At 72.2% G+C, this 22,255-nt stretch carries 18 protein-coding genes; 7 read left to right on the plus strand and 11 right to left on the minus strand.

The window, feature by feature from the left end; genetic code table 11:
* Nucleotide 1 precedes the first annotated feature (1 nt).
* The gene (locus tag ACZ60E_RS15575) at nt 2–835 is read right to left on the minus strand and encodes a carbohydrate ABC transporter permease (RefSeq protein WP_384799929.1); all 834 of its coding nucleotides are present in this window, start codon (nt 833–835) and stop codon (nt 2–4) included.
* The gene (locus ACZ60E_RS15580; RefSeq protein WP_385838769.1) at nt 832–1,767 is read right to left on the minus strand and encodes a carbohydrate ABC transporter permease; all 936 of its coding nucleotides are present in this window, start codon (nt 1,765–1,767) and stop codon (nt 832–834) included. The genes ACZ60E_RS15575 and ACZ60E_RS15580 overlap by 4 nt, the downstream gene beginning before the upstream one ends.
* 292 nt (nt 1,768–2,059) lie before the next feature.
* Between ACZ60E_RS15580 and ACZ60E_RS15585 the strand changes: the two genes are divergently transcribed.
* Nucleotides 2,060–2,929: a phosphotransferase gene (locus ACZ60E_RS15585; protein WP_469440833.1), complete on the plus strand. Its 870-nt coding sequence runs from the start codon at nt 2,060–2,062 to the stop codon at nt 2,927–2,929.
* Between the two features lie 225 nt (nt 2,930–3,154).
* Here ACZ60E_RS15585 and ACZ60E_RS15590 read toward each other — a convergent pair whose 3' ends face one another.
* Nucleotides 3,155–4,057 carry a LysR family transcriptional regulator gene (locus tag ACZ60E_RS15590; protein WP_384799938.1) on the minus strand — a complete coding sequence of 301 codons (903 nt, stop codon included), beginning with the start codon at nt 4,055–4,057 and terminating at the stop codon, nt 3,155–3,157.
* A gap of 117 nt (nt 4,058–4,174) precedes the next feature.
* Between ACZ60E_RS15590 and ACZ60E_RS15595 the strand changes: the two genes are divergently transcribed.
* Together ACZ60E_RS15595 and ACZ60E_RS15600 are read left to right on the plus strand one after the other, a co-directional pair.
* Nucleotides 4,175–5,233: a DMT family transporter gene (locus tag ACZ60E_RS15595; protein ID WP_469440835.1), complete on the plus strand. Its 1,059-nt coding sequence runs from the start codon at nt 4,175–4,177 to the stop codon at nt 5,231–5,233.
* A complete protein-coding gene (locus ACZ60E_RS15600; protein ID WP_469440837.1) occupies nt 5,194–5,700 on the plus strand; it encodes a YbaK/EbsC family protein in 507 nt (168 codons plus the stop codon). The genes ACZ60E_RS15595 and ACZ60E_RS15600 overlap by 40 nt, the downstream gene beginning before the upstream one ends.
* A gap of 7 nt (nt 5,701–5,707) precedes the next feature.
* Here ACZ60E_RS15600 and ACZ60E_RS15605 read toward each other — a convergent pair whose 3' ends face one another.
* From ACZ60E_RS15605 to ACZ60E_RS15620, 4 genes are all read right to left on the minus strand, one after another.
* Nucleotides 5,708–6,430, minus strand: a complete 723-nt coding sequence (locus tag ACZ60E_RS15605) for a 3'-5' exonuclease (RefSeq protein WP_384799947.1) — start codon at nt 6,428–6,430, stop codon at nt 5,708–5,710.
* A 149-nt stretch (nt 6,431–6,579) separates the two neighbouring features.
* Nucleotides 6,580–7,812: an SAV2148 family HEPN domain-containing protein gene (locus ACZ60E_RS15610; protein ID WP_384799950.1), complete on the minus strand. Its 1,233-nt coding sequence runs from the start codon at nt 7,810–7,812 to the stop codon at nt 6,580–6,582.
* Nucleotides 7,813–7,914: 102 nt separating this feature from the next.
* On the minus strand, nt 7,915–9,240 hold the full coding sequence (locus tag ACZ60E_RS15615) for a copper amine oxidase (protein WP_384799953.1): 1,326 nt from the start codon (nt 9,238–9,240) through the stop codon (nt 7,915–7,917).
* Between the two features lie 91 nt (nt 9,241–9,331).
* Entirely contained in the window at nt 9,332–10,150 is an 819-nt protein-coding gene (locus tag ACZ60E_RS15620; RefSeq protein ID WP_469440840.1) for a Tat pathway signal sequence domain protein, read from the minus strand.
* 179 nt (nt 10,151–10,329) lie between these two features.
* On the opposite strand from ACZ60E_RS15620, the gene glgX reads away from it, so the two are divergent.
* The 3 genes from glgX to ACZ60E_RS15635 all read left to right on the plus strand — a co-directional run bounded on the left by glgX (nt 10,330) and on the right by ACZ60E_RS15635 (nt 16,421).
* Nucleotides 10,330–12,438 (plus strand): glycogen debranching protein GlgX, encoded by a 2,109-nt coding sequence (gene glgX, locus ACZ60E_RS15625; RefSeq protein ID WP_384799957.1) that lies wholly within the window; start codon nt 10,330–10,332, stop codon nt 12,436–12,438.
* A gap of 180 nt (nt 12,439–12,618) precedes the next feature.
* Entirely contained in the window at nt 12,619–14,997 is a 2,379-nt protein-coding gene (gene treY / locus ACZ60E_RS15630; RefSeq protein WP_469440843.1) for a malto-oligosyltrehalose synthase, read from the plus strand.
* A gap of 173 nt (nt 14,998–15,170) precedes the next feature.
* A complete protein-coding gene (locus tag ACZ60E_RS15635; RefSeq protein ID WP_469440844.1) occupies nt 15,171–16,421 on the plus strand; it encodes a M14 family zinc carboxypeptidase in 1,251 nt (416 codons plus the stop codon).
* A 49-nt stretch (nt 16,422–16,470) separates the two neighbouring features.
* On the opposite strand, the gene ACZ60E_RS15640 is transcribed toward ACZ60E_RS15635, so the two are convergent.
* The 3 genes from ACZ60E_RS15640 to ACZ60E_RS15650 all read right to left on the minus strand — a co-directional run bounded on the left by ACZ60E_RS15640 (nt 16,471) and on the right by ACZ60E_RS15650 (nt 19,088).
* Nucleotides 16,471–16,896: an SSI family serine proteinase inhibitor gene (locus ACZ60E_RS15640; protein ID WP_469440846.1), complete on the minus strand. Its 426-nt coding sequence runs from the start codon at nt 16,894–16,896 to the stop codon at nt 16,471–16,473.
* 42 nt (nt 16,897–16,938) lie between these two features.
* Complete coding sequence (locus tag ACZ60E_RS15645) at nt 16,939–18,339, minus strand: M14 family zinc carboxypeptidase (RefSeq protein WP_469440847.1); 1,401 nt, start codon at nt 18,337–18,339, stop codon at nt 16,939–16,941.
* A 191-nt stretch (nt 18,340–18,530) separates the two neighbouring features.
* Complete coding sequence (locus ACZ60E_RS15650; RefSeq protein ID WP_469440849.1) at nt 18,531–19,088, minus strand: FHA domain-containing protein; 558 nt, start codon at nt 19,086–19,088, stop codon at nt 18,531–18,533.
* Nucleotides 19,089–19,269: 181 nt separating this feature from the next.
* On the opposite strand from ACZ60E_RS15650, the gene treZ reads away from it, so the two are divergent.
* Nucleotides 19,270–21,015: a malto-oligosyltrehalose trehalohydrolase gene (gene treZ, locus ACZ60E_RS15655; RefSeq protein ID WP_469440851.1), complete on the plus strand. Its 1,746-nt coding sequence runs from the start codon at nt 19,270–19,272 to the stop codon at nt 21,013–21,015.
* 218 nt (nt 21,016–21,233) lie between these two features.
* Here the strand turns inward: treZ and ACZ60E_RS15660 are convergent, their stop codons facing one another.
* A complete protein-coding gene (locus ACZ60E_RS15660; RefSeq protein ID WP_469440853.1) occupies nt 21,234–22,190 on the minus strand; it encodes an aminoglycoside phosphotransferase family protein in 957 nt (318 codons plus the stop codon).
* Nucleotides 22,191–22,255 lie beyond the last annotated feature (65 nt).

Below are 22,255 nucleotides of genomic sequence, written 5' to 3' on the forward strand. Positions count from 1 at the left end.
ATCAGCTCTTCACCGCCCCGGCGAGCATGCCGCCCGTGATCCGTTTCTGGATGAGCGCGAAGACGACCAGCGACGGGATGGTCGCCAGGAACGCGGCGGCGGCGAGCGGGCCGAGGTCCGCCACGCCCTCCGCGCCGAGGAAGTGGGTGAGGACGACGGGCAAGGTCTGTTTCTCCGGGGTCTTGAGCAGCACCAGAGCGAAGAAGAACTCGTTCCAGGCGGTGATGAACGCGAACAGGGCCGTGGCCACGATGCCCGGCGCGAGGAGCGGCGCGGTGATCGAGACCAGCGTCCGCACCTTGCCCGCGCCGTCCACCGCGGCGGCCTCCTCCATCTCGGCCGGCACCGCCCGTACGTACCCCACGAGCATCCAGAGCGCGAACGGCAGCGCCCACACCACGTAGACCATGACCAGCCCGGCCACGGAGTTGATCAGGTGGAGGTTCTTCAGGACGAGGAACAGCGGGATGATCACCAGGACGAACGGGAACGCCTGGCTGACGACCACCCAGCCGGTGGCCGCCTTCGCGAGCCGCGTGCGGTGCCGGGCCATGACGTACGCCATCGGAGTGGCGATCAGTACGGCGATCACGGCCGCGCCGAGCGCCGCGACCAGGGAGTTCAACGCGGCCCGCAGCAGCGGCTGTTCGTCGAAGGCCTGCCGGAAGTTGTCGAGGGTCGGGTCCTGCGGCAGCCAGGTCGGATGCAGGCTGGCCAGTTCGCGCGCCGGCTTGAAGGCCGTGGAGATCAGCCACAGGAACGGGAAGGCGAGAAAGACCAGATACGCGAGGAGTGCCGCGTACTGGCCCGCGCGGGCCCTTCTGCTCGTCCTCACGCGTCCTCGCCTCCCCGCAGCCGGCCGACCAGGTGGACGGCGAGGATCACCGAGATCACCGCGACCATCACGCATCCCATCGCCGCCGCGTAGCCGAACTGGCCGTAGCGGAAGGCCTCTTCGTAGGCGAACAGCATCGGCAGCCGGGTACGGCCGCCGGGGCCGCCCTGGGTCAGCACGTAGACCAGGGCGAACGAGTTGAAGTTCCAGATGAAGTTGAGCGCCGTGATGGCGAGCGCGACCGGTTTCAGCGCGGGCCAAGTGACCGTGCGGAACCGCCGCCAGGCGCCCGCGCCGTCCATGGCCGCCGCCTCGTGGAGTTCGCGCGGGGTGTTCTGCAGTCCGGCGAGCAGGGCGACCGTCGTCTGGGGCATGCCCGCCCAGATGCCGACGACGATCACCGCGGGCAGCGCGGTCGCGAGGTTCGACAGCCAGTCCCGTCCGTCGCCCAGGCCCAGATCGCGGATCGTCTCGTTGAGGATGCCCGCGTCCGGGTTGTAGACGAGCCGCCACATGATGCCGACCACGACCTCGGGCATCGCCCACGGGATGATCGCCAGCGCCCGCGCCAGCCAGCGCAGCCGCAGCTCCTCGTTGAGCAGCAGGGCGAGCCCCAGCGCGAGGACGAACTGCGGGACGGTCACACCGACCGCCCACACCAGGCCGATCCGGAACGACTCCCAGAACAGGGTGTCGTGCAGCAGATCCTGGAAGTTGAGGGTGCCGATCCACCGCGTGGGCTCGGTCCGGCCCGACTGCGCGTCGGTGAACGCCAGGGCGATGCCGTACAGGAGCGGGCCGACGCTGAGCACCAGGATCGGGATCAGCGCGGGCAGCACCAGGAACCAGGCGCCGTGGTCGACGGGGCGGCCGTCCCCGCCGGCCCGCGGCGAGGGCTTCGCTGACCGCTTCCTTGCGGTCGCCAATGTCACGGAATCGGCTCCTCTGAGCGGTTCATGTCGATGTGGCCGTCCCGGTGGCCCCCGTCATCGTCGTGATCCGGCGACACCGCGTCAAGACAGCACGCGCGCCCGACGGGCGGCCCCCACCAGTGCGGATGGGACGCCCCGGCGGCGTACGGCGTGCTGTCGTGTCCACGGCCCGGGGCAGAATGGCGTACGTGGGCGTACGTGGGCGTAAGACGACGTGTGCGGGAACAGCGGGAACAGTGGGAGCCCAGAGCTTGGCCGAAGGCTTGGCCGGTGGCTTCACGGAAGGCGAGTGATGGACGAGGCACAGGCGCGGGACGTACTCGCCGAGGCGCGCATCGGCCCGGCCGGGCGGGACGGCCGGGACGCGGTGCTCCTCGCGCTGGGCGAGAACGCCGTCTTCGCCCTCGGTGACCTGGTGGTCAAGGTGGGCCGCGACACCGAACTCCTCGACCGGGCGCGGCGGGAACTGGCCGTCGCGCTCTGGCTCGCCGAGGCGGGCGTTCCGGCGGTGCGGCCCGCCGAGCCCGAGGCGCGGTTCGTCGACGGTCACCCCGTGACGCTGTGGCACCGGCTGTCCGACCCCGTCCGCCCCGCCGAACCGCGCGATCTGGCCGCACTGCTGCGGGTGGTGCACGCGCTGCCCTCCCCCGCGTTCGCGCTGCCGCGCCGGGAGCTGCTGGGTGGGGTGGAGCGGTGGCTGCGGCTCGCGGGGGACGTGATCGATCCGGCGGACGCGGCGTTCCTGCGGGAGCGGCGGGACGGGTTCGCCACGGCCTCCGCGGCGCTCACGCCCGCGTTGGTGGCGGGGCCGATCCATGGGGACGCGCTGCCGCGCAATGTGCATGTCGGGGTCGACGGGCCCGTGCTGGTCGACCTGGAGACGTTCTCCTCGGACCTGCGGGAGCACGACCTGGTCGTACTGGCGCTGTCCCGCGACCGGTACGGGCTGTCCGCCGAGGCGTACGAGTCCTTCACCGGGGTGTACGGGTGGGATGTGCGGGAGTGGGAGGGGTGTGGGGTGTTGCGGGGGGCTCGGGAGACCGCGAGCTGTGCGTGGGTTGCGCAGCATGCGCCGAGTAATCCTCGAGCGCTGTCGGAGTTCGAGCGGCGGGTCGAGTCCCTGCGCAACGGCGACGAAACGGTCCGCTGGCACCCGTTCTAGGCGCCCCGCGCCTTACCCCGCCCTGCCCCGTTCATCACCTGCGGGCACATCGTGGCTGGGCGCGCCGTTCCCCGCGCCCCTGAAAGGCGGTGCGTTGACTGCGGGTCCGTCGTGGTCGGCCGCGCAGTTCCCCGCGCCCCTTAAAAGCGGGGCTGCGCCCCTGCTTTTGGCCCTTTGGGGGCGCGGGGAACTGCGCAGTCTTTTGGTCTGGCGGGGGCGGAGCTCTCAGGCCTGGGTGCGGATCGTTTCGGCCGCTCTGTGCAGTTCGGTGAGAACCGTGCGTACCGCCTTGCGGGCCGTGCGTTCGGGGCGGTGCAGGGCGTCGATCTGGCGGCGGGCCCGGACGCCGGTGAGGGGTTTGAGGACCAGGGCCGGGTGCGGGCGCATCGTCCAGCGGGGCATCAGCGCGAGGCCCCCGCCCGCGGCGACCGCCTCGGCGACCACGGCGAACTCGTTGATGCGGTGGACCAGCCGCAGCCGACGCCCCGCGGCCGTCGCGATCGCGTCGATCGTGGCGACCACCGGGAAGCCGTCGTGCGCGGTGATCCAGGGTTCGTCGGCCACGTCGAGCGGGGTGAGCCGCCGCTTGACCGCCAGCGGATGATCGGCGGGCATGGCCACGTCGAGCGGTTCGCGCAGCAGGGTCGTGGCGGTGACCGTACCCGGCCAGCCGGGGGTGTGTTCGAGGCGGTGGGCGAGCACCAGGTCGTACTCACGGGTCAGCGGCGGGAAGTCGTCCTGCGTCACGTCCGCGTCGGCGAGCGAGAGGCGAGGGCTGCCGGGTGCGGCCAGCGCCCGCAGCAGCAGCGGGAAGAACGCCGAGGCTCCGCTGTGGAAGGCCGCCACCGACACCTCCCCGTCCGGCCGGTCCACGAACTCCTCGACGGTGTGCCGGGCACGCTCCAGTGCCGTCTCCACCTCGATCGCCGCGCCGGCCAGGGCCTGTCCGGCATCGGTGAGGGCGAGCCGCCGCCCCTGGCGCTCGGTGAGCGGCACGGGAATCGCGCGTTGCAGCAGCCGCAGTTGCTGGGAGATCGCCGAGGGCGTCACCAGCAGCGCCTCGGCGACCGCGGTGACACTGCCCAGTTCGCCCAGCTCACGCAGAATCCTCAGCTGTCGCTCGTCCATGGCCCTCAGCCCTCCTCTGTCCTGCTCTGCCAGGGACCCTCCCGATGTAGTGATGCTAAAGGATCGTTTAAGAAGTTGGCTCTGTGCTTCAGAGTCGTGGCAGGGCAGGGTGAGCGCGTGCCCGATGCCCGCCGTACCGATGCGGTACTCCTCCTTGTCGCTCTCGTCTGGGGCTCCAGCTATCTGGCCGCCCAGACGGCGACCGCCGTACTGCCCGTCCTGGTGGTGCTGTTCGCGCGATACGCCCTGTCCGCCCTCGCCTGTCTCGGCCTGGTCGCCGCCGACCGGAGGTCGGGCCCGTGGACCCGCGACGAGATCCGGCTCGGTCTGCCCCTGGGCGTCACCCAGGCGGCCGTCCTGGTCGTGGAGACGTACGGCGTCGCGCACACCAGTGCCGCCAACGCGGGACTCATCATCAGCCTGACCATCGTGATCACCCCTCTCCTGGACCGCACCGGCCGCAGCGGCGGTCTCCCTCCGGCCTTCTACGCGGCCGCAGGCGTCTGTCTGCTGGCCGTCGGTCTCCTCATGTCGGGCAACGGTTTCCACGCGCCCCGCCTCGGCGACCTGCTGATGCTCGCCGCCGCGGTGATACGCGCCGGGCATGTCGCGCTCGTCGGCCGGCTCACCGTGGGACGTGCCGTCCGGCCGCTGCGACTGACCACCGTGCAGACCCTCGTCGGCACCGTGCTGTTCCTGATCCCCGCGTCCGGCGACCTGCCCGCCCTCGTGCACGTGGGCGCGGCGGGCTGGGCCCAGCTGCTCTATCTCGCCCTGTTCTGCAGCGTGTTCGCCTTCCTCGCGCAGACCTGGGCCGTCCAGCGCACCTCGGCCAGCCGCGCCAGCCTCCTGCTGGGCACCGAGCCGATCTGGGCCGCGGCGGTGGGCATCGCCCTGGCCGGCGACCACTTCACCCCCCTGACGGCCCTGGGCGCGACCCTCCTGGTCGCCGGCACGTACTGGGGCCAGGCGATAGAACGCGCCCACCGGGCCCGCGCGACGAAGGCCGCGGCGCCACGGGCCCCGTCCGGGGCGCGGGGAACTGCGCGGCCGGCCACAGCGGACCCGCAGAGCAGAACCGACCCCGACCTTGACCCCGACTCCGGCCCCGGCCAGGGCCCCGCAGAGGACCCCGCATGTCCGAGCACGACAACCACGACACCTACGACCGTCTGATCGCCCTTCTCGACAGCGCCTCCGTCGACTACGAGCTCATCGACCACGAGCCGGAAGGCAGCACCGAGGCGGTCAGCGCCCTGCGCGGCAACCCGGAGTCCGCGGCTGCGAAGTGCATCGTCCTGCGGGTGAAGGTCGACCGGAAAACCACCCGCAACGTCCTCGCCGTCGTCCCCGGCGACCGCCGCGTGGACCTGGAAGCGGTCAAGGCGCTCTACTCGGCCCGCTACGCCGGGTTCAGCGACGCGGCCACCGCGGAACGGCTCGCCCGCTCCGTGCCCGGCAGCGTCCTGCCGTTCAGCTTCGACGCGGACCTCGAAGTCGTCGCCGACCCGGACGTCGTGGCCCAGCCGCGCCTCTACTTCAACGCGGCCCGTCTGGACCGCTCCCTGGTCGTCTCCGGCGCCGACTACGCCCGGCTCGCCGGACCGCGCGTCGAGCGCATCGCCGGCCCCGGCGCCGGCTGACCCCGGGTCAGACCCGCAGGTCCGTCAGGTTCCGGACGGGCCAGACGCCGTCCACCACGGCCTCCGCGTCCCCCTTGCGGCGCAGGAAGCTCTGGAAGTCCGCCGCCCACTCCGCGTACCACTCGATCTGGCGGCGGTGCAGTTCGGCGGGGCCGAGCGCGGCCACCTTCGGGTGGCGGTCGGCTATCGCGGCGGCCAGCCGGGCCGCGGCCAGGGCGTCCGCCGTGGCGTCGTGGGCGGAGACGAGCGAGACGCCGTACTCCGCGCAGACCGCTTCGAGATTCCGCTTGCCCCTGCGGTAGCGGTCCACCGAGCGGTCGATCGTGTAGGGGTCGATGACCGGCCCCGGGTCGATCCCGCCGAGCCGCTCGCGCAGTGACGGCAGTCCGTGTCTGCGCAGTTCGGCGGAGAGCAGGGTCAGGTCGAAGGCCGCGTTGTACGCCACGACCGGGACGCCCGCCTGCCAGTACGAGACGAGCACCGAGGCGATCGCGTCGGCCACCTGGTCGGCGGGCCTGCCCTCGGCCGCCGCTCTCTCGTTACTGATCCCGTGCACCGCCACCGCGTCCGCGGGGATCTCGACCCCCGGGTCGGCGATCCACTCCCGGTGCCCGGCGGGCTCCCCGCCGCGGACCTCTATCACCGCTCCGGTGACGATGCGCGCCTCGCGCGGATCGGTCCCGGTCGTCTCCAGGTCGAAGCCGATCAGCAGCTCCCCGTGCCAAGCCATGCCGGCCCCCTTCTTCGTGGTGCGTTCCCCCAGTGATCTCCACGATGCCATGGGCCACTGACAATCCGAGGGCCGCGTTCCGCTCACCGGCCGCCGCACCACCGGCAGCCACATCACCGGCCACCGCGTCACCCGGGGAACGGGGCAGGTCAGGACACCGGACGCGAATCCGCCCAGGCCACCTCGAACTCCTCGCGATACGTCCCGAAAAGACCTTCTTCGCCTGCCTCGTCCGGCTTCAGTACGCGACCGCCGCCCCGCAGGACGAGTACCGGCGCCTCCATCCCGCGGGTGCGGCGCAGATACGACTGCACGACCGCGACACCGTCCGAGCCGTCCCCGTCCACGAGGTACGCCGTGAAGCGGGGCGTCTCGTCGTAGACCTGGATCTCGAAGGCGCCGGGATCGCGCAGCCGGGCGCGCACCCGCCGCATGTGCAGGATGTTCATCTCCACGGAACGGCTCAACTCGCCCCGCTTTATGCCCAGTTCGCGCTCGCGTCGCTTCACCGCGCTGGACGCGGGGTTCAGGAACAGCAGCCGGGTCCGGCAGCCGGACTCGGCCAGCCGCACGAGCCGCCGCCCGGAGAAGTTCTGCACGAGGAGGTTCAGGCCGATCCCGATCGCGTCCAGGCGCCGGGAGCCGCCGAAGAGGTCCTCGGCGGGGAACTGCCGCAGCAGCCGTACCCGGTCCGAGTGCACGGCGACCACGTCCGCGTACCGGTCGCCGACCAGGTTCTCGACGGCGTCGACGGGCAGCCGGCGGGCGGACGGCACGTCGCTGCCCGCGCCGAGGATCTCCAGGAGTTTCGCGGAGGCCCGCTCGGCCTGGGCAAGGACGGCCTCGGACAGCGCGCGGTTGCGCGAGACGACGTTACGGGTGACTTCCAGTTCGTCCAGGGCGAGTTCGACGTCCCGGCGCTCGTCGAAGTACGGCTCGAAGCACGGCCAGTGCTGCACCATCAGCTCGCGCAGCTGCGGCAGCGTGAGGAAGCTCAGGACGTTGTCGTCGGCGGGGTCGAGCAAGTAGCCCTTGCGGCGGCTGACTTCGCGTACGGCGACGGCGCGCTGGACCCATTCCTGCCCCGCGGGACCGGCGGCGGCGACCACCCAGTCGTCCTCGCCGTGCACGGGTTCGTAGATCGGGCGCAGAACAGCGGCCACGACCGCGCGCAGCCGCTGTTCGACGAGGTTCAGCCAGATGTAGGCCCGGCCGGCCCGCTGGGCGCGCGTACGCACCTCGCCCCAGGCGTCGGCGCCCCAGTCCAGCTCCGCGCCGATCTCCATCGGCCGGGCGAGGGACACCGCTCCCGGTGGGGCGTCTGCGGAGCTCCCCTCGTGACCGCCGTCACCAGGGGGCAACTCCAGCCCTCCGGACCCCACCCGCACACCGCCTTCCGCTCCCCCGAGCACTCCCCCAGCCAACGATCAAGGAAGGGTACTCCGGGAGCGGCCGGCGGTGCAGCCGGATGGACAGGTCGTTTCTCAACTACCGCGTTCCACTTGCCCGTTCTGGTCGGCCAGCTCCGGCGGAGTGAGCGGATTCATAGCGGTGACGTCCCGCGGGGCCAGCGAGAAGCCCTGCCAGTGGACCGGCATGGGCTGCTGGTCCTCGTCCCGGGCGACATGGTGGAAGCCGACGTTCACCCAGGCCACGGGGTGGGTGAGGGTCTGTCCGTTGACCCACTTGTCGACGGACTTGCCGCCTCCGGTACCGCAGTTGCGGATGTTGTTGCTCGCGAACTGTTCGCACTTCTTGTACTCGGTGAAGTAGATGTCGTGCTTGGTGAAGCTGCGGCCCGGGTACTTGGAGGTGGCGCCCGGGACGAACTCGTACGAACGGGCGTGTTCGTCCTTGTTCTTTCCGGTCGTGCTGACCACACGCCACCAGCGCATGTTCTTGGCGTCGCCCGCGAGTTCCTTGGTGACCTTGGTGCGGGTGGTCTTGTTGCGCGGGGCCTCGCCGCCCGCGGCCGGCGGGCTGACCACGGAGTCGTACTGCTCGACCTTGTTCTTGGAGTTGCCGTCGAGGCCGAAGTTGAGCCGCCAGAAGACGTTGTGGCTGTGGCTGGTGGCGTACGACTTGGCGCCCTTGCCTATCGGCCAGCCGCGGCCGTCACCGGCGTCGTAGTCGCCGGGCGAGAGGCTGCCGGTGGCGCCGACGTTCATGTTGATCGTGCCGTCGTCCTGGAAGCGCCACTCGGTCATGTACTCGTACCAGCCGACCTGGTTGACCGTGTAGACGAGCAGGTCCTTGCCCTGCTGCTGCCAGACCTTGCCCGCCTGGTCGCCCTGCATGCGGTAGGCGTGGCCGCGCGAACGCGTCGTCGTGCACAGGCCCTTGACGTTCGGGTGCTCCGGGTCCCAGGCGTCCGGGACCTTGACGGTCTTGATGGTGCCGCCCGGGCACTCGCCGGGGGCCATCTCCATCAGGCCCTGTCCGAAGCCGAAGCCCGTGAGGTCGTCGTACTCGACCGAGCCGTCGTCGTAGGGGACGTGGATCTGGGCGAGCTTGGCGCTGGTGAGGACCCGTATCGGCTTGGCCTCGCCCTTGGGCTGGTACGAGACGTTCTCCAGGACGAGCCCGGCCTCGCTCTCGTAGTGCCAGCACATCGTCCAGGTGGTGCCGGTGGAGAGCTTCTGCTCGATCTTGTAGGCCGCGCTGCAGTCCGCGGCGGCAGCCGCCGCGGGGGCGGTCCGGGTCTCGGCGACGGCCGGTCCCGCGGCCGTCGTGACGCCGGCGGCCAGGGCGACCACCGAGAGGCCGACCGCCGTCCGCCTGCGGGCGCGGCTGATTCTGTTCACGCGCATGAAGAAATGACTCCCTTGCACAAGCAGGAAAGTGGGAAAGGTGAAGTGGGGCCGATGAACCGATGGACGGAGGCCGGTGGACCGAAGAGACTCAGCCGACCTTGGCGACCTTGCGGGCGCTCAGGTCGATCACCAGGTCACGGCTGTCGATCCAGGACCCGTTCTTGACCTTCACGAAGAGCCGCGTGCAGCGGTGCTTGCCGCAGTCCGCGACGGAGGCCGGCGTTCCGGGGACCGCCCGGAAGACCATGCCGTTGAGCATCAACTGGTCGGGAGTGGTCAGCTTCTTGCCGGTCGCGTCCTTGTAGTCGGCCCTCAGTCCGGCGCCCAGCGGGTCGGCGATCAGCAGTCGCGCGGCCTCGACGGTCTCGTCACGGCTGAGCGGCGGCTGGACGCCGTGCTGGGTGTCGGTCGACTCGACCTTGCCCGTGTCGAGGTTCACCGTCCTGGTGACGAGCGAGTCGTCCTTGTAGTCGTAGAACGACACCTCGGCGCGGCGCGGCGCGTTCGGGTCGTCCAGTTCGCTCGCCTCGGGCTCGGAGAGGTCGACGGTGATCCGCTGCGGCCCCCTGTCGCCGGCGACGTTCTCGCTGCTGCGGGAGAGCCCGCGGTCCAGGGCGAGCTTCTCGACCCGCTCGGTCTCGTCGTCGGTGAGCGGGTCGCGCCCCTTGCCCCGGTCGCCCTCGGCCGGAGCCTGCTCGACGACGCCCGGCTGCACGGCGCCCTGACCCTGCCCCTGCTCCTGGGCCTGACCCGCCGTCTGCGCGGTCCTGCCCGTCCCCTGGCCGCCGGAGTCGTCCGCACCCGCCGAGCCCGGCAGGGTGATGCCGACCATCACGGCGGTCCCGGCGACCGCTATGGCCGCGCCCGCCACCACCTTGCCCAGATGGCGGTGCACTATTGTGCGCACATTTCCCCCTACTCCCCCTGTATCTCTAGGAGTCGATCGAGTCCCACTGGTTCGGCATACCGCGTATGCACTGGTCGACCGGTAAGAGGGAGGTAAGTCCTAGGTGGTTCCATCAGTTTCGGGGACACTCGGGCGGGAGTCGCCCTCTGCGACGTCGCACAACTGGAAGAGTTGCATCCATGCAGGTCTGGCCTGGACAGGCGTACCCACTCGGTGCCACGTACGACGGCGCCGGAACGAATTTCGCGGTCTTCTCGGAGGCCGCGGACCGGATCGAGCTGTGTCTGCTGCACGACGACGGCTCGGAAACGGCGATAGAGCTGCGCGAGACCGACGCGTTCGTCCGGCACGCGTACCTGCCCGGCGTGATGCCGGGACAACGGTACGGCTTCCGCGTGCACGGTCCCTACGAGCCGGAGCGGGGGCAGCGCTGCAATTCGGCGAAGCTGCTGCTCGACCCCTACGCGAAAGCCATAAGCGGCAGCATCGACTGGGGCGAGGAGGTGTACGGCTACCACTTCGCGTCGCCCGGCAAGCGCAATGACCTGGACTCGGCACCCCACACGATGAGCTCCGTGGTGGTCAATCCGTACTTCGACTGGGGCGACGACCGGCGCCCGCGCACGGAGTACCACCACACCGTGCTGTACGAGGCCCACGTGAAGGGCCTCACGATGACGCACCCGGGGCTGCCCGACGAGCTGCGCGGCACGTACGCGGCGCTCGCCCACCCGGCCGTCATCGAACACCTGACCGAACTGGGTGTCACGGCCCTCGAACTGATGCCCGTTCACCAGTTCGTGAACGACCACCGACTCGTCGACATGAGCCTCAACAACTACTGGGGCTACAACACGATCGGCTTCTTCGCCCCCCACAACGCGTACGCGTCCTGGGGCGACCGCGGACAGCAGGTCCTGGAGTTCAAGTCGGCCGTCCGCGCGCTGCACGAGGCGGGGATCGAGGTCATCCTCGACGTGGTCTACAACCACACCGCCGAGGGCAACCACCTGGGCCCGACACTGTCCTTCAAGGGGCTCGACAACGCCTCCTACTACCGGCTGACGGACGACCCCGCCTACTACATGGACACCACGGGCACGGGCAACTCGCTGCTCATGCGCTCCCCGCACGTGCTCCAGCTGATCATGGACTCGCTGCGGTACTGGGTCACCGAGATGCACGTCGACGGGTTCCGCTTCGACCTGGCGGCCACCCTGGCCCGGCAGTTCCACGAGGTGGACCGGCTGTCGTCGTTCTTCGACCTCGTCCAGCAGGACCCGGTGGTCTCCCAGGTGAAACTGATCGCCGAGCCCTGGGACGTCGGCGAGGGCGGCTACCAGGTGGGCAACTTCCCGCCGCTGTGGACCGAGTGGAACGGAAAGTACCGCGACACCGTACGGGACATGTGGCGCGGCGAGCCGCAGACGCTCGCCGAGTTCGCGTCCCGGCTGACGGGGTCCTCGGACCTCTACCAGGACGACGGGCGGCGCCCGCTGGCCTCCATCAACTTCGTCACCTGCCACGACGGCTTCACCATGCACGACCTGGTGTCGTACAACGAGAAGCACAACGACGCGAACGGCGAGGACAACAACGACGGCGAGAGCCACAACCGTTCGTGGAACTGCGGGGCCGAGGGCGACACCGACGACCCGGACATCCTGGAACTGCGCGGGCGCCAGATGCGCAACTTCACCGCGACGCTGCTGCTCTCGCAGGGCGTGCCGATGCTCAGCCACGGCGACGAGTTCGCGCGCACGCAGGGCGGCAACAACAACGCGTACTGCCAGGACACGGAACTGGCCTGGGTGCCGTGGCCCGAGGACGGCAGCGAGCTGCTGGAGTTCACGCGCGCGATGGTGCGGCTGCGGCGCGAGCATCCCGTGTTCCGGCGGCGCCGGTTCTTCCACGGGCGGCCCGTGGAAGGCACCCACGACGATCTGTCGGACATCGCCTGGTTCACACCGGCCGGCGAGGAGATGACCCAGGACGACTGGGACTCCACGCAGGCGCGGGCGCTGTCGGTGTTCCTCAACGGCAACGCGATCTCCGAGCCGGGGCCCCGCGGGGAGCGCATCGCGGACGACTCGTTCCTGATGCTGTTCAACGCCTCGCCGAAGACGCTGGAGTTCGTGGTGCCGGTGAATCATGGGCGGCAGTGGCAGGTGGTCGTGGACACGGGCCGGTCCGCGGGCGTGGCGCCCGGGACCGGGGCGAAGGTGAAGGCGGGTGACCGGCTGTCGCTGGTCGACCGGAGCATGGTGGTGCTGCAGCGACCGGCGTAGCGCTCCGCGGGATGCGCCGTTTCCGGGTGCGGGCCCGGTGGGGGCCGTTCGCGCAGTTCCCCGCGCCCCTGATGGGGCGCAGCCCCTCCTAGGGGCGCGGGGAACTGCGCGGGCCACCCCCACCGGGGCCGCAGACGGGAACGTGACACGAAATGGCGTGAGCCGGGTACATACGGTTCCATGACTCCTGTCGTGCCGACCGCCACCTACCGCCTCCAGCTCCAGCCGGACTTCGATTTCCGCGCAGCCGCGCAAGCGGTCCCGTACCTGGCCGGGCTGGGCGTCTCCCATCTGCACCTGTCCCCCGTCCTGGAGTCCGTCCCCGGCTCGGGGCACGGCTACGACGTCGTGGACCCCGCCCGCGTCCGTGAGGAACTGGGCGGCGAGACGGGCCTGCGGGCCCTGTCGCGCACCGCCCGCGAACACGGCCTGGGGCTCGTCCTCGACATCGTGCCGAACCACATGGCGATGTCCCCCCGCCACAACCGCCCCCTGCGGGAGGTGCTGCGCGAGGGCCCCGACTCGCCGTACGCGCGCTGGTTCGACATCGACTGGGACGCCCAGGGCGGTCGCGTCCTGCTGCCGGTGCTCGGGGCGCCCGTGGGCGCGGTGACGGGCGACCTGGTGGTCGACGGGAACGTCCTGCGCTACCACGACCACGCGTTCCCGCTGCGGGCCGGCACCGCGGAACTGCCGCTGCCGGAGCTGCTGGACGCCCAGTGGTACCGGCTCGCCTGGTGGCGCCTGGCCCGTACGGAGCTGAACTACCGGCGGTTCTTCAGCATCTCGGAGCTGATCGGGGTGCGGGTCGAGGACCCGGAGGTCTTCGACGCGACCCACGGCAAGATCCTCCAGCTGCTGGACGAGGGGGTCGTCGACGGGCTGCGCATCGACCACCCGGACGGCCTCGCCGACCCGGACGCGTATCTGCGGCGTCTCCACGGGGCGACGGGCGGGCGCTGGACGGTGGTGGAGAAGATCCTCGCGGACGGCGAGCCGCTGCCCGCCGCCTGGCCGGTCGCCGGCACCACCGGCTACGACGCGCTGCGGCACATCGACGGCGTCCTCACGGACCCGGCGGGCGCAGGGGAACTCCTCGGCCAGTACCGGCGGTTCGCGGCACCCCAGGCCGACCGCGGGGGCGTCTGGGAGGCGACCGTGCGGCGGGCCGCGTACAAGGTGGTCCATCACGAGCTGGCCGCCGAGGTCGACCGGCTCACCCGCGAGGCGGACCGGCTGTGCCGCACGTCCGCGGACCCCGTGCTGCGCGACCGCGCCCCCTGGGCCCTGCGCACCGCGCTGCGTGAACTCCTCGTCCGGCTGGAGGTCTACCGGCCGTACACCTCCGGGGACGCCGCGTCGGTCCTCACCGAGGAGGCCGCTCAGGAGGCGAAGCAGGCCTTCAAGATCCCCGAGGAGGCGCAGGCCGTCGATCTCGTACGGGATCTGGTGCTGGGGCGCGTCGGCGAGGGCCCGGAGTTCGCGGCGTTCCGGGCCCGGTTCGCGCAGCTCTCGTCGGCGCTGCGGGCCAAGTCCGTGGAGGACACGGCGTTCTACCGGTACGTACCGCTGCTGTCGGCCACCGAGGTGGGCGGCGAGCCGGGGTCCCCCGCGGTGTCCCCGGAGGACTTCCACGCGTACTGCGCGCGCGTGCAGCGCGACTGGCCCGCGACCGGCACCGCGCTGTCCACGCACGACACGAAGCGCAGCGCCGACGTACGGGCCGCGATCTCCGTGCTCACGCAGGCCCCCTCGCGCTGGGCCGACCTGCTCGCCGAGGTGACCGGGCGGACGGCCGCCGAGGGGGTGGCCGCGCCGGATCCGCAGGTGGCCTGGGCCGCCTGGCAGACCGCCGTCGGGCTCGGTCCCGCGGACGGTGAACGGCTGCGGGACGCACTGCTGAAGCACATCAGGGAGGCGGGACTCGGCACGGCGTGGACGGAGCAGGATCCCGCGTACGAGGAGGCCGTGGCGGACTTCCTGAAGGCGGGACCGTGCGGGGCGCCCGGACAGAGTGCCGCCGAGTTCAGGAGGTCCCTGGAGCCGTACGTGCGGGCGAACGTCCTCGGGGCCGCCCTGGTCCAGCTGACGATGCCGGGGGTGCCGGACCTGTACCAGGGCACGGAGGCCGAGTACCGGGCCCTGGTGGACCCGGACAACCGGCGGCCCGCGCACTTCCCGCCGCACGACACAGGCGCCCTCTCCGCCGAGAAGGCCGCGCTGACAGCGGCGGCCCTGCGGCTGCGACGGCGGCGGCCCGCGGTGTTCGGCGAGTCCGCCGCGTACGAGCCGCTGCCCGCCCGGGGCCCGGGGGCCGCGCACTGTCTGGCCTTCGCGCGCTCCTCGGAGGTGGTCACGGCCGTCTCCCGGCTGTCGCTGCGCCTGGAGGAGGAGGGCGGCTGGCGCGACACCGAACTGCCGCTGCCCGCCGGGCGCTGGACCGATCTGCTCGCCCCAGGACGGGAGTTCACGGGGCACGCACGCGTGGAGGCGCTTTTCGGACGGTTGCCCGTGGTGCTGCTGGAGCGGGTGGGAGACGATCCGGCGCCCGCCGGCTGACGGGCGGCGCCGGGGCGCCGACGCGGCCGTGTCCGCCGTACGGAGTGACATCGGCGCCCCGGACACCCGTAAGTGCTGCTGGGCGCTCCCCGGAGGCGCCCCTCGACGTACTTGACAGTTCATCCAGTCCGTGGAGTACTGCGGATTGCGACGCCGGGCGGACCAAGTCGGGGGTGAGTCTCCTGCCGGAGCTGCGCTACCCCAGTGTGACCGAACTCGAACGCTCCGCCCGGGCTCTGGCGGCCCGTCGGCCGGGCCTGTGCTCCCTCCGGCGGATCGGCGCCTCACGCGCCGGCCGGCCGCTGTGTCTGCTGTCCGTGGGCCACGCCGAGCGCGCGGTGCTGATCGTCGCGGGCGCCCACGCGAACGAGCCCGTCGGCGGTGCCACCGTGCTGGCGCTGGCCGAACGCGTCGTGCGGGAGCGGCGGCTGCGGGACGACACCTCCTGGCACTTCCTGCTCTGCGCGGACCCCGACGGCGCCGGCCTCCATGTGACCCCGGCGCCGCGCACCCTGCTCGACTACCACCTCGGCTTCTTCCGCCCCGCCGGGCCCGAGCAGCCCGAGTGGTCGCCCTCGGTGCTGCCGCCCGACCGGCTGCCGCCCGAGACCCTGGCCCTCTTCCGGGTCATCGACGAGCTGCGCCCCTACCTCCAGGTGACGCTCCACGGCACCGACCTCGGCGGCAGCTGGGTGCAGCTCACCAAGGACATCCCGGGCCTGGCCGAGCCGTTCGGCAAGTCCGCTGCGGAGCTGAACATCCCGGTCGAGACGGGCGCCTCGGACGCCGCCGGCTGGCCGGCCTCCGGACCCGGGGTGCATGTGATGCCCGCGCCCGGCACGGATCCGGCGTATCTGAGCATGCCGGACGACGCCCGGGAGAGCACCTGGTACCGCGCCCATCTGTACGGCGGTCTGACCGCGGTCGTCGAGGTCCCGATGTGGGCGAGCGACCTGGTGGACGATCCCACTCCGCATCCCGCGCCCGCGGCGGCGATGGGCCGCCTGGCACGCCGGCTCCTTCAGGACGCCCGGCAGGTCGAGAGCGTCCTCACCGACGCGCTGCCGCGTCTGCCGGGCCCCGCGGGGCCGCTGCTGCGGGCCGCCGGGTGGGCGCTGGAGCTGGTTCCCGGGCTGGCCGTCGACTGGGTCCGGCCGCCGCCCGCGGACACCACCATGGCGCACGTGGGCAGCGTGGACGCGTTCGGCCGACGGCTCCCGCTGCGGGCCGCGGCGATGCTCCTGCGGGTGCTGCGGGAGGCCGACGACCGTGCCGCGCCCGCCCTGGAACACCTCGTGGGGTCCTGGAGCGAGGCCTTCGCCCGGCGCTTCCGGGCACGCTGGGTGCCTCTGGAGCAGCAGGTCGAGCTCCAGAGCCGCACGGTGGTGGCCGCGGCACGCCACGCCCGGGACGCGGCACCGTGAGGCTCCTCCGGTCGCGGCCACGGTCCCGGTCCCGGTCCCGGTGGCCGTGTCAGCGCGGCAGGGCGAACACCGCTCCCGTCCGCGCCGCCATCACACAGGAGTTGGCGAACGTCTCCTTGTACGTGACCGCCCGGCCGCCCCACTCGCCGCGCGCGGAGACGGACACCGGCGCGTACACCATCGTGCAGAAGGTCTCCTTGAGCGGGATGCGGCCGACGTCGCCGTGCGCGGCCCGCAGTTCCTCGCAGGCGCGCACGGCCTGCTCGTGTCCCCGGGGCGGATCGCAGAGCAGGAGCGTGCCGCGGAGGTCGCCGGAGCGGGGTTCGCCGCGGGCGACCGTCACATAGAGCCAGTCGCCCGAGGGCGCCTGAGGGAGCGCAGCCGCCCGGGCCGGCACCGGCCCCGCCACGAGGAGTGCGCAGGCGGCCAGCAGGAAGGCCCGTACCGTCGCGGTCGCTTTCTGGTTGTTCGTCATTGCCTGTGCATCGGCACGCGGGGCCTCCCGGCCCACCCCGACTCACTCGAACGGCACCTCGGCGCGTGTCGCGGACCTGCCGGGCGCACGCGTCCCCGGACCCCGTACGGGACCTCGCTGCCGGGCCAGGTCGAACGCGGCGAGCACCACCCGCGCCTGGTACTCGGACTGCCGCGCGACCGGGATCCAGCGCGCCCCGTGGCCGTCGTGGTAGTCCGCGCACCAGTCGTCGATGAGCCGGTCGAGGTCGTCCGCCGCGCCGTACGGGTCCGCTCCGGCGGCGGTCGCCAGCTGGTGCAGCAGACCCGCCGTGCGCAGCGCTATCCGGCGGGCGGAGATGCGCAGCGTGGTCAGCCCGGACGTGGTGAGCGGCGGCAGCGGGCGGACGGCGCCCGCGGCGTCCGTGTTCGGGCCCGTGTCGGGGTCCCAGGAGTCGGCGAGGCCGGGGCAGACCAGTACGTAGTCGTCGACGGGCGCGAGGAGCCGGTCGACGTCCCCGCCTCCCACCGTGTTCAGGTGGGGGCGGATCCGGGCCAGCAGTTCCTGGAGGAGGGCCGTGTCGTGGCGCAGGGTCCGGGCGACGTCCCTCAGCGCGCTCTCGCTGTCGGCGGACGCGGAGGGGTCCTGTACGGCCGCCACGCCCCACATGGGCGCCTCGACGACCGCGGTCACCGTCCCGTACGGCTGCGGGTGGAACCAGGTGGACTCGACGGCCGCCTCCGTGATGGCCGCGGCGAGGTCGCCGCGCGTCGGGGGCGGGATGCGGTAGACCGCCGGGCCCAGGACGGGCCAGTACAGCGTGTCGTACGGGGCGAGTTCGAGCGGGATGGCCAGGCGTGTCGCGATGTGCGCGAGCCGGGGTGCCATGCCGGGCAGGTCGCGGGTCAGCTCGACGAAGCCGCCGCCCACGTCGACGCCGTGCAGGGAGCACTGGAAGAAGGGCCGCAGCTCGTCCTGGAGGGCGAGCAGGGCGCGGGTCTCCGGCAGCGCGGCCCCCGCGGCTCCGTCGGGCAGCCACTCCGGCTGTTCCATGAAGCCGGGGCGGAAGAAGTTCCGGAAGTGGTGGCCCAGTGTGTACGGGCCCGCCAGCCAGCCCTCGTTGCGGCGGGAGCCGTCGGGGTCCAGGCACAGCAGGAGGTTCCAGGTCACGTCGGCGCCGTCGCACAGCCGGGGGTCGGCCAGGGCCCGTTCGGCCAGGCGCAGCACGGTGGCGCCGCCGACCGGTTCGTTGGCGTGGGGGCCGGCGACGACGAGGACGTGGCGGCTGCCGTGGCCGACGGACAGCAGCCGCAGCGGAAGTCCGGCCCGGGAGGTGCCCACCTGGCGCAGCCGGGCGTCCCGCGGGCGGCGGTCGACCAGCGCGGCGGCCCGGATGCCCAGTTCGTCGACGGTGGGGTAGCGGAGGAGTGGCGGCAGGGTCTTACCTCCGCAACGAGTTACCACCGGTTCACTTGGTGTGCATGGTGTACACACAGTGAGTCACGGCGGCGGAGGTACGTCAACAGTCGGTGCGGATAGAAATATGCACACCGGTCGGGCTTCTTCGGGCCGGTCTCGGCGGAAGCGGCGCTTCCGCCCGCCGGGCCCGGAGCCTGGACTTGGACTTGGACTTGGGCCGCCCTGGGCCCGTAGGCCTAATCCGCCGCGAGCCGGAAGACCATCCGGCCGAAGCTGACCTGGTCGCCGACCTGGACGACGGCCGCGCCGATCACCCGCCGCCCGTTCACGGCCGTGCCGTTGGTCGAGCCGAGGTCGCGCAGCACCCACAGACCGCCCTGGCGGGTGAGTTCGGCGTGCACCCGCGACACCGTCTCGTGGCTGAGTCGCAGACCGCTGGCCGGGTCACGGCCTATCCGCAGCGGGTACCGGCTCTCCGGCCGGGGCAGCAGCAGCTTGGGAAGCCGCTCGGCCTGCCAGGCTCTGCGCAGTCGCACGGAGAATCCGGAGACCGCCTCGACCGTGCCGAACAACAGGCGCGACCAGCGGCTCTCGGTGCGCAGATCGGCAGTGAGCGCGGCGAGTTCGTCCGAGGTGCGGGCCGCGAACGCGAGTTCCATCCGCAGGAGGAACGTGTCGTGCGAGAGCCTTCCCAGTACGGCACCCTCCCGCAGGGCCTTCAGCGTCCTGTCCCGCTCGACGTCCGACAGCCGCGCGGGAGCGGGATAGGTGTGGAACTCCGAGGACGACGTCACGCTGCCGATTGTCTGGCAGCGCGGCCGGAGTGTCCAGAAAACAGAGCACTTCAGGGGAGTGCGCACTTCGGGTACGGCCGTTTCGCGTCGCCCGATCGAGGGGATCCGAAGGTGAATTGATCTCGTTTGACGCACCATGGGACCGGCGAGGTCACGGTGAGCAGACGAGGGAGAACCGTCCGTGCAGTTCGAGGTGTGGGCACCACAGGCCGATCGCATGACGCTCCACTGCGCGGGCTCCACGCGCGCGTTGGAGCCCGATCCGCAGCGCCCGGGGTGGTGGACGGGCGAGGCCGAGGCGCAGGACGGCACGCGGTACGGGTTCGCGGTGGACGACGGTCCGGTGCTGCCGGATCCACGGTCGTACCGGCAGCCGGACGGACCGGACGGCCTGAGCGCGGTCGTCGACCAGGAGCGGTACGCCTGGCGCGCGGACTGGGCGGGGCGCGGGCTGCCGGGCGCCGTGCTGTACGAGCTGCACGTGGGCACGTACACCCGTGAGGGCACGCTGGACGCGGCGGCCGAGCGGCTCGGGCATCTGGTGGAACTGGGTGTGACGCACGTCGAGTTGATGCCGCTGTGCCCGTTCCCCGGGCAGCACGGCTGGGGGTACGAGGGGGTGTCGCTGTGGGCCGTGCACGAGCCGTACGGCGGCCCCGAGGCGCTGAAGCGTTTCGTCGACCGGGCGCACGAGCTGGGGCTCGGGGTCGTCCTGGACGTCGTGCACAACCACCTGGGTCCTTCCGGCAACTATCTGCCCGTCTTCGGGCCGTACTTCACGGACACGCACCACACCCCCTGGGGTTCGGCCGTGAACCTGGACGCGCCCGGTTCGGACGAGGTGCGCGCGTTCCTGCTGGGCAGCGCGCTCTCCTGGCTGCGCGACTACCGGTTCGACGGGCTGCGCCTGGACGCGGTGCACGCGCTGTACGACACGCGCGCGTGCCACTTCCTGGAGGAGCTGTCGGCGGCCGTCGACGGGCTCTCCGGGGACCTGGGCCGGCCGCTGTTCCTCGTCGCCGAGTCGGATCTGGGCGACCCGCGGCTGATCACGCCCCGCAAGGAGAACGGGCTCGGGCTGCACGCCCAGTGGAACGACGACTTCCACCACGCGCTGCACACCGCGCTGACCGGTGAGGCGCAGGGCTACTACGCGGACTTCGGCCGGGCCCCGCTCGCGGCGGTGGCGAAGACGCTCACGGCGGGCTACTTCCACGACGGCACGTACTCAAGTTTCCGGGGGCGGCGGCACGGGCGTCCGCTCGACCGCACGCGGGTCGCGGGGCACCGGCTGCTCGGTTACTCGCAGACCCACGACCAGATCGGCAACCGTGCCCTGGGCGACCGGCTCGCCGCCTCCCTCTCCCCCGGACTGCTGGCCTGCGCGGCGGCCCTGACACTCACCGGGCCGTTCACGCCGATGCTGTTCATGGGCGAGGAGTGGGCCGCGGGGACGCCCTGGCAGTTCTTCACGGACCACACGGACCCCGAGCTCGCGGACGCCGTGCGGCGGGGCAGGCGGCGGGAGTTCGGGTCCCACGGGTGGGCCGAGGAGGACATTCCGGATCCGCAGGACCCCGCCACGCGTGAACGGTCCTGCCTCGACTGGTCCGAGCCGGAGAAGGGGGTGCACGCGCGGGTGCTCGCCTGGTATCGGGAGCTGATCGCTCTGCGGCACACCCAGGCCGACCTCACCGATCCCGATCTCGCGGACGTCAAGGTCGCGTTCGACGAGAGTGCGCGGTGGCTCGCCTTCCGGCGGGGTGACGTCCGGGTGGTCGTGAACTTCGGGTCCGAGCGGGTGAGCATTCCGCTGGGGACGCGGCCCGCGCGGGTGCTCGCCGCGTGGGAGCCGGTGGATGTCCCCGGCGGGGACGGGCTGTTGGGGGTACCTGGGGAGTCGTGCGTGGTGCTGCTGCAGGGCTGAACCCGGGTGCGGCCCCGGTGGGGGCCGTTCGCGCAGTTCCCCGCGCCCCTGAAAGCCGGGGGTTGAGCGCCGCGTCCCTGTGCGCCTCAAGGCAAAAGACTGCGCAGTTCCCCGCGCCCCTGATGGGGCGCAGCCCCTCCTAGGGGCGCGGGGAACTGCGCAGTCTTTTAGGGGCGCGGGGAACTGCGCGGCCCGCCCCCACCGGGGCCGCAGGCGGATCACCACGTGTCCTCCGTGAGGCGTTCCAGCAGGATCGCCTCCCACGCGTGCGCGAGCTGCACGCGCAGCAACGGCAGCGAGCCGTCGGAGCCGTCACGGAGCCCGGCCGCGAGCCGCGTCAGCGTGTCGCAGCGCGCGAGCCACAGGCCGCGCAGACACGGCCGCGCCCCATACCCCGCCAGGGTCGCCGCGCGGACAGCCGCAGGCGCGCCCACGGCCACCGCGAGCCCCGCGATGTCCTCCGTGGGGTCGCCGACAGCCGCGTCCGTCCAGTCCAGGACACCGCGGACCCGCCCGTCACCACTGACCACGAGGTGCTCGCCCTTGAGGTCGTGATGGACGAGGAAGGCCGCACCCGGCTGCGCCGCGAGCTGCGCGACCCCGCCCGCGGTGAGCTGCTGCAGCCGTGCGGCGTCGAACTCGTCGGCGGCGGCGAGCCGTTCGGCGGCCCGCTCGGCCGCGGTCCGCAGCGTTTCGAGGGACCGGGGCGTCGCGCGGGGCACACCGAGCGACTCGGCCTGGTGCCCCGGCACCTCGCGCAGTCCGCTGAGCAGGCCCGCCAGATCGGCCTCCCCCACCGCGGAGACGTCCCGCCGCTCACCGGATCCGCCGGGGATCAGCGTGTCGAACGTGTACGTCAGTCCGCTCGCCCATTCGCCGTGGGCGACGCTCACCGGGACGGCGACGCCGATGTGGGGGCGTACCAGTTCGCGCAGTCGCAGTTCGCGCCGCTGGCGCCGGGACGCCTCGCGGTCCGGGGCGAGCCGCAGCACATGCCGAGCGCCCACGAACCAGGTGGAGTGCTCGCCGCCCTCGGCGACGGGCGCGATCCGGAGCCCGCCGCCGTCCGGGGGCGGGGGGTCCGGGAACGGGGAGTCGTGGAGCGGGGAGTCCTGGAGCAGGGAGCGGACGACGCGTCGCACGGTGTCCGCGGTGGGTGTCGCTGCCTGGGTCATGGTCGCGCCGTCCGCCGTCGGGGAGTACGGGGTGCGGGAGCCGCTGTCCGGCGCCCGCCGGGTGT

The organism is Streptomyces sp. NPDC102514, assembly GCF_055584525.1.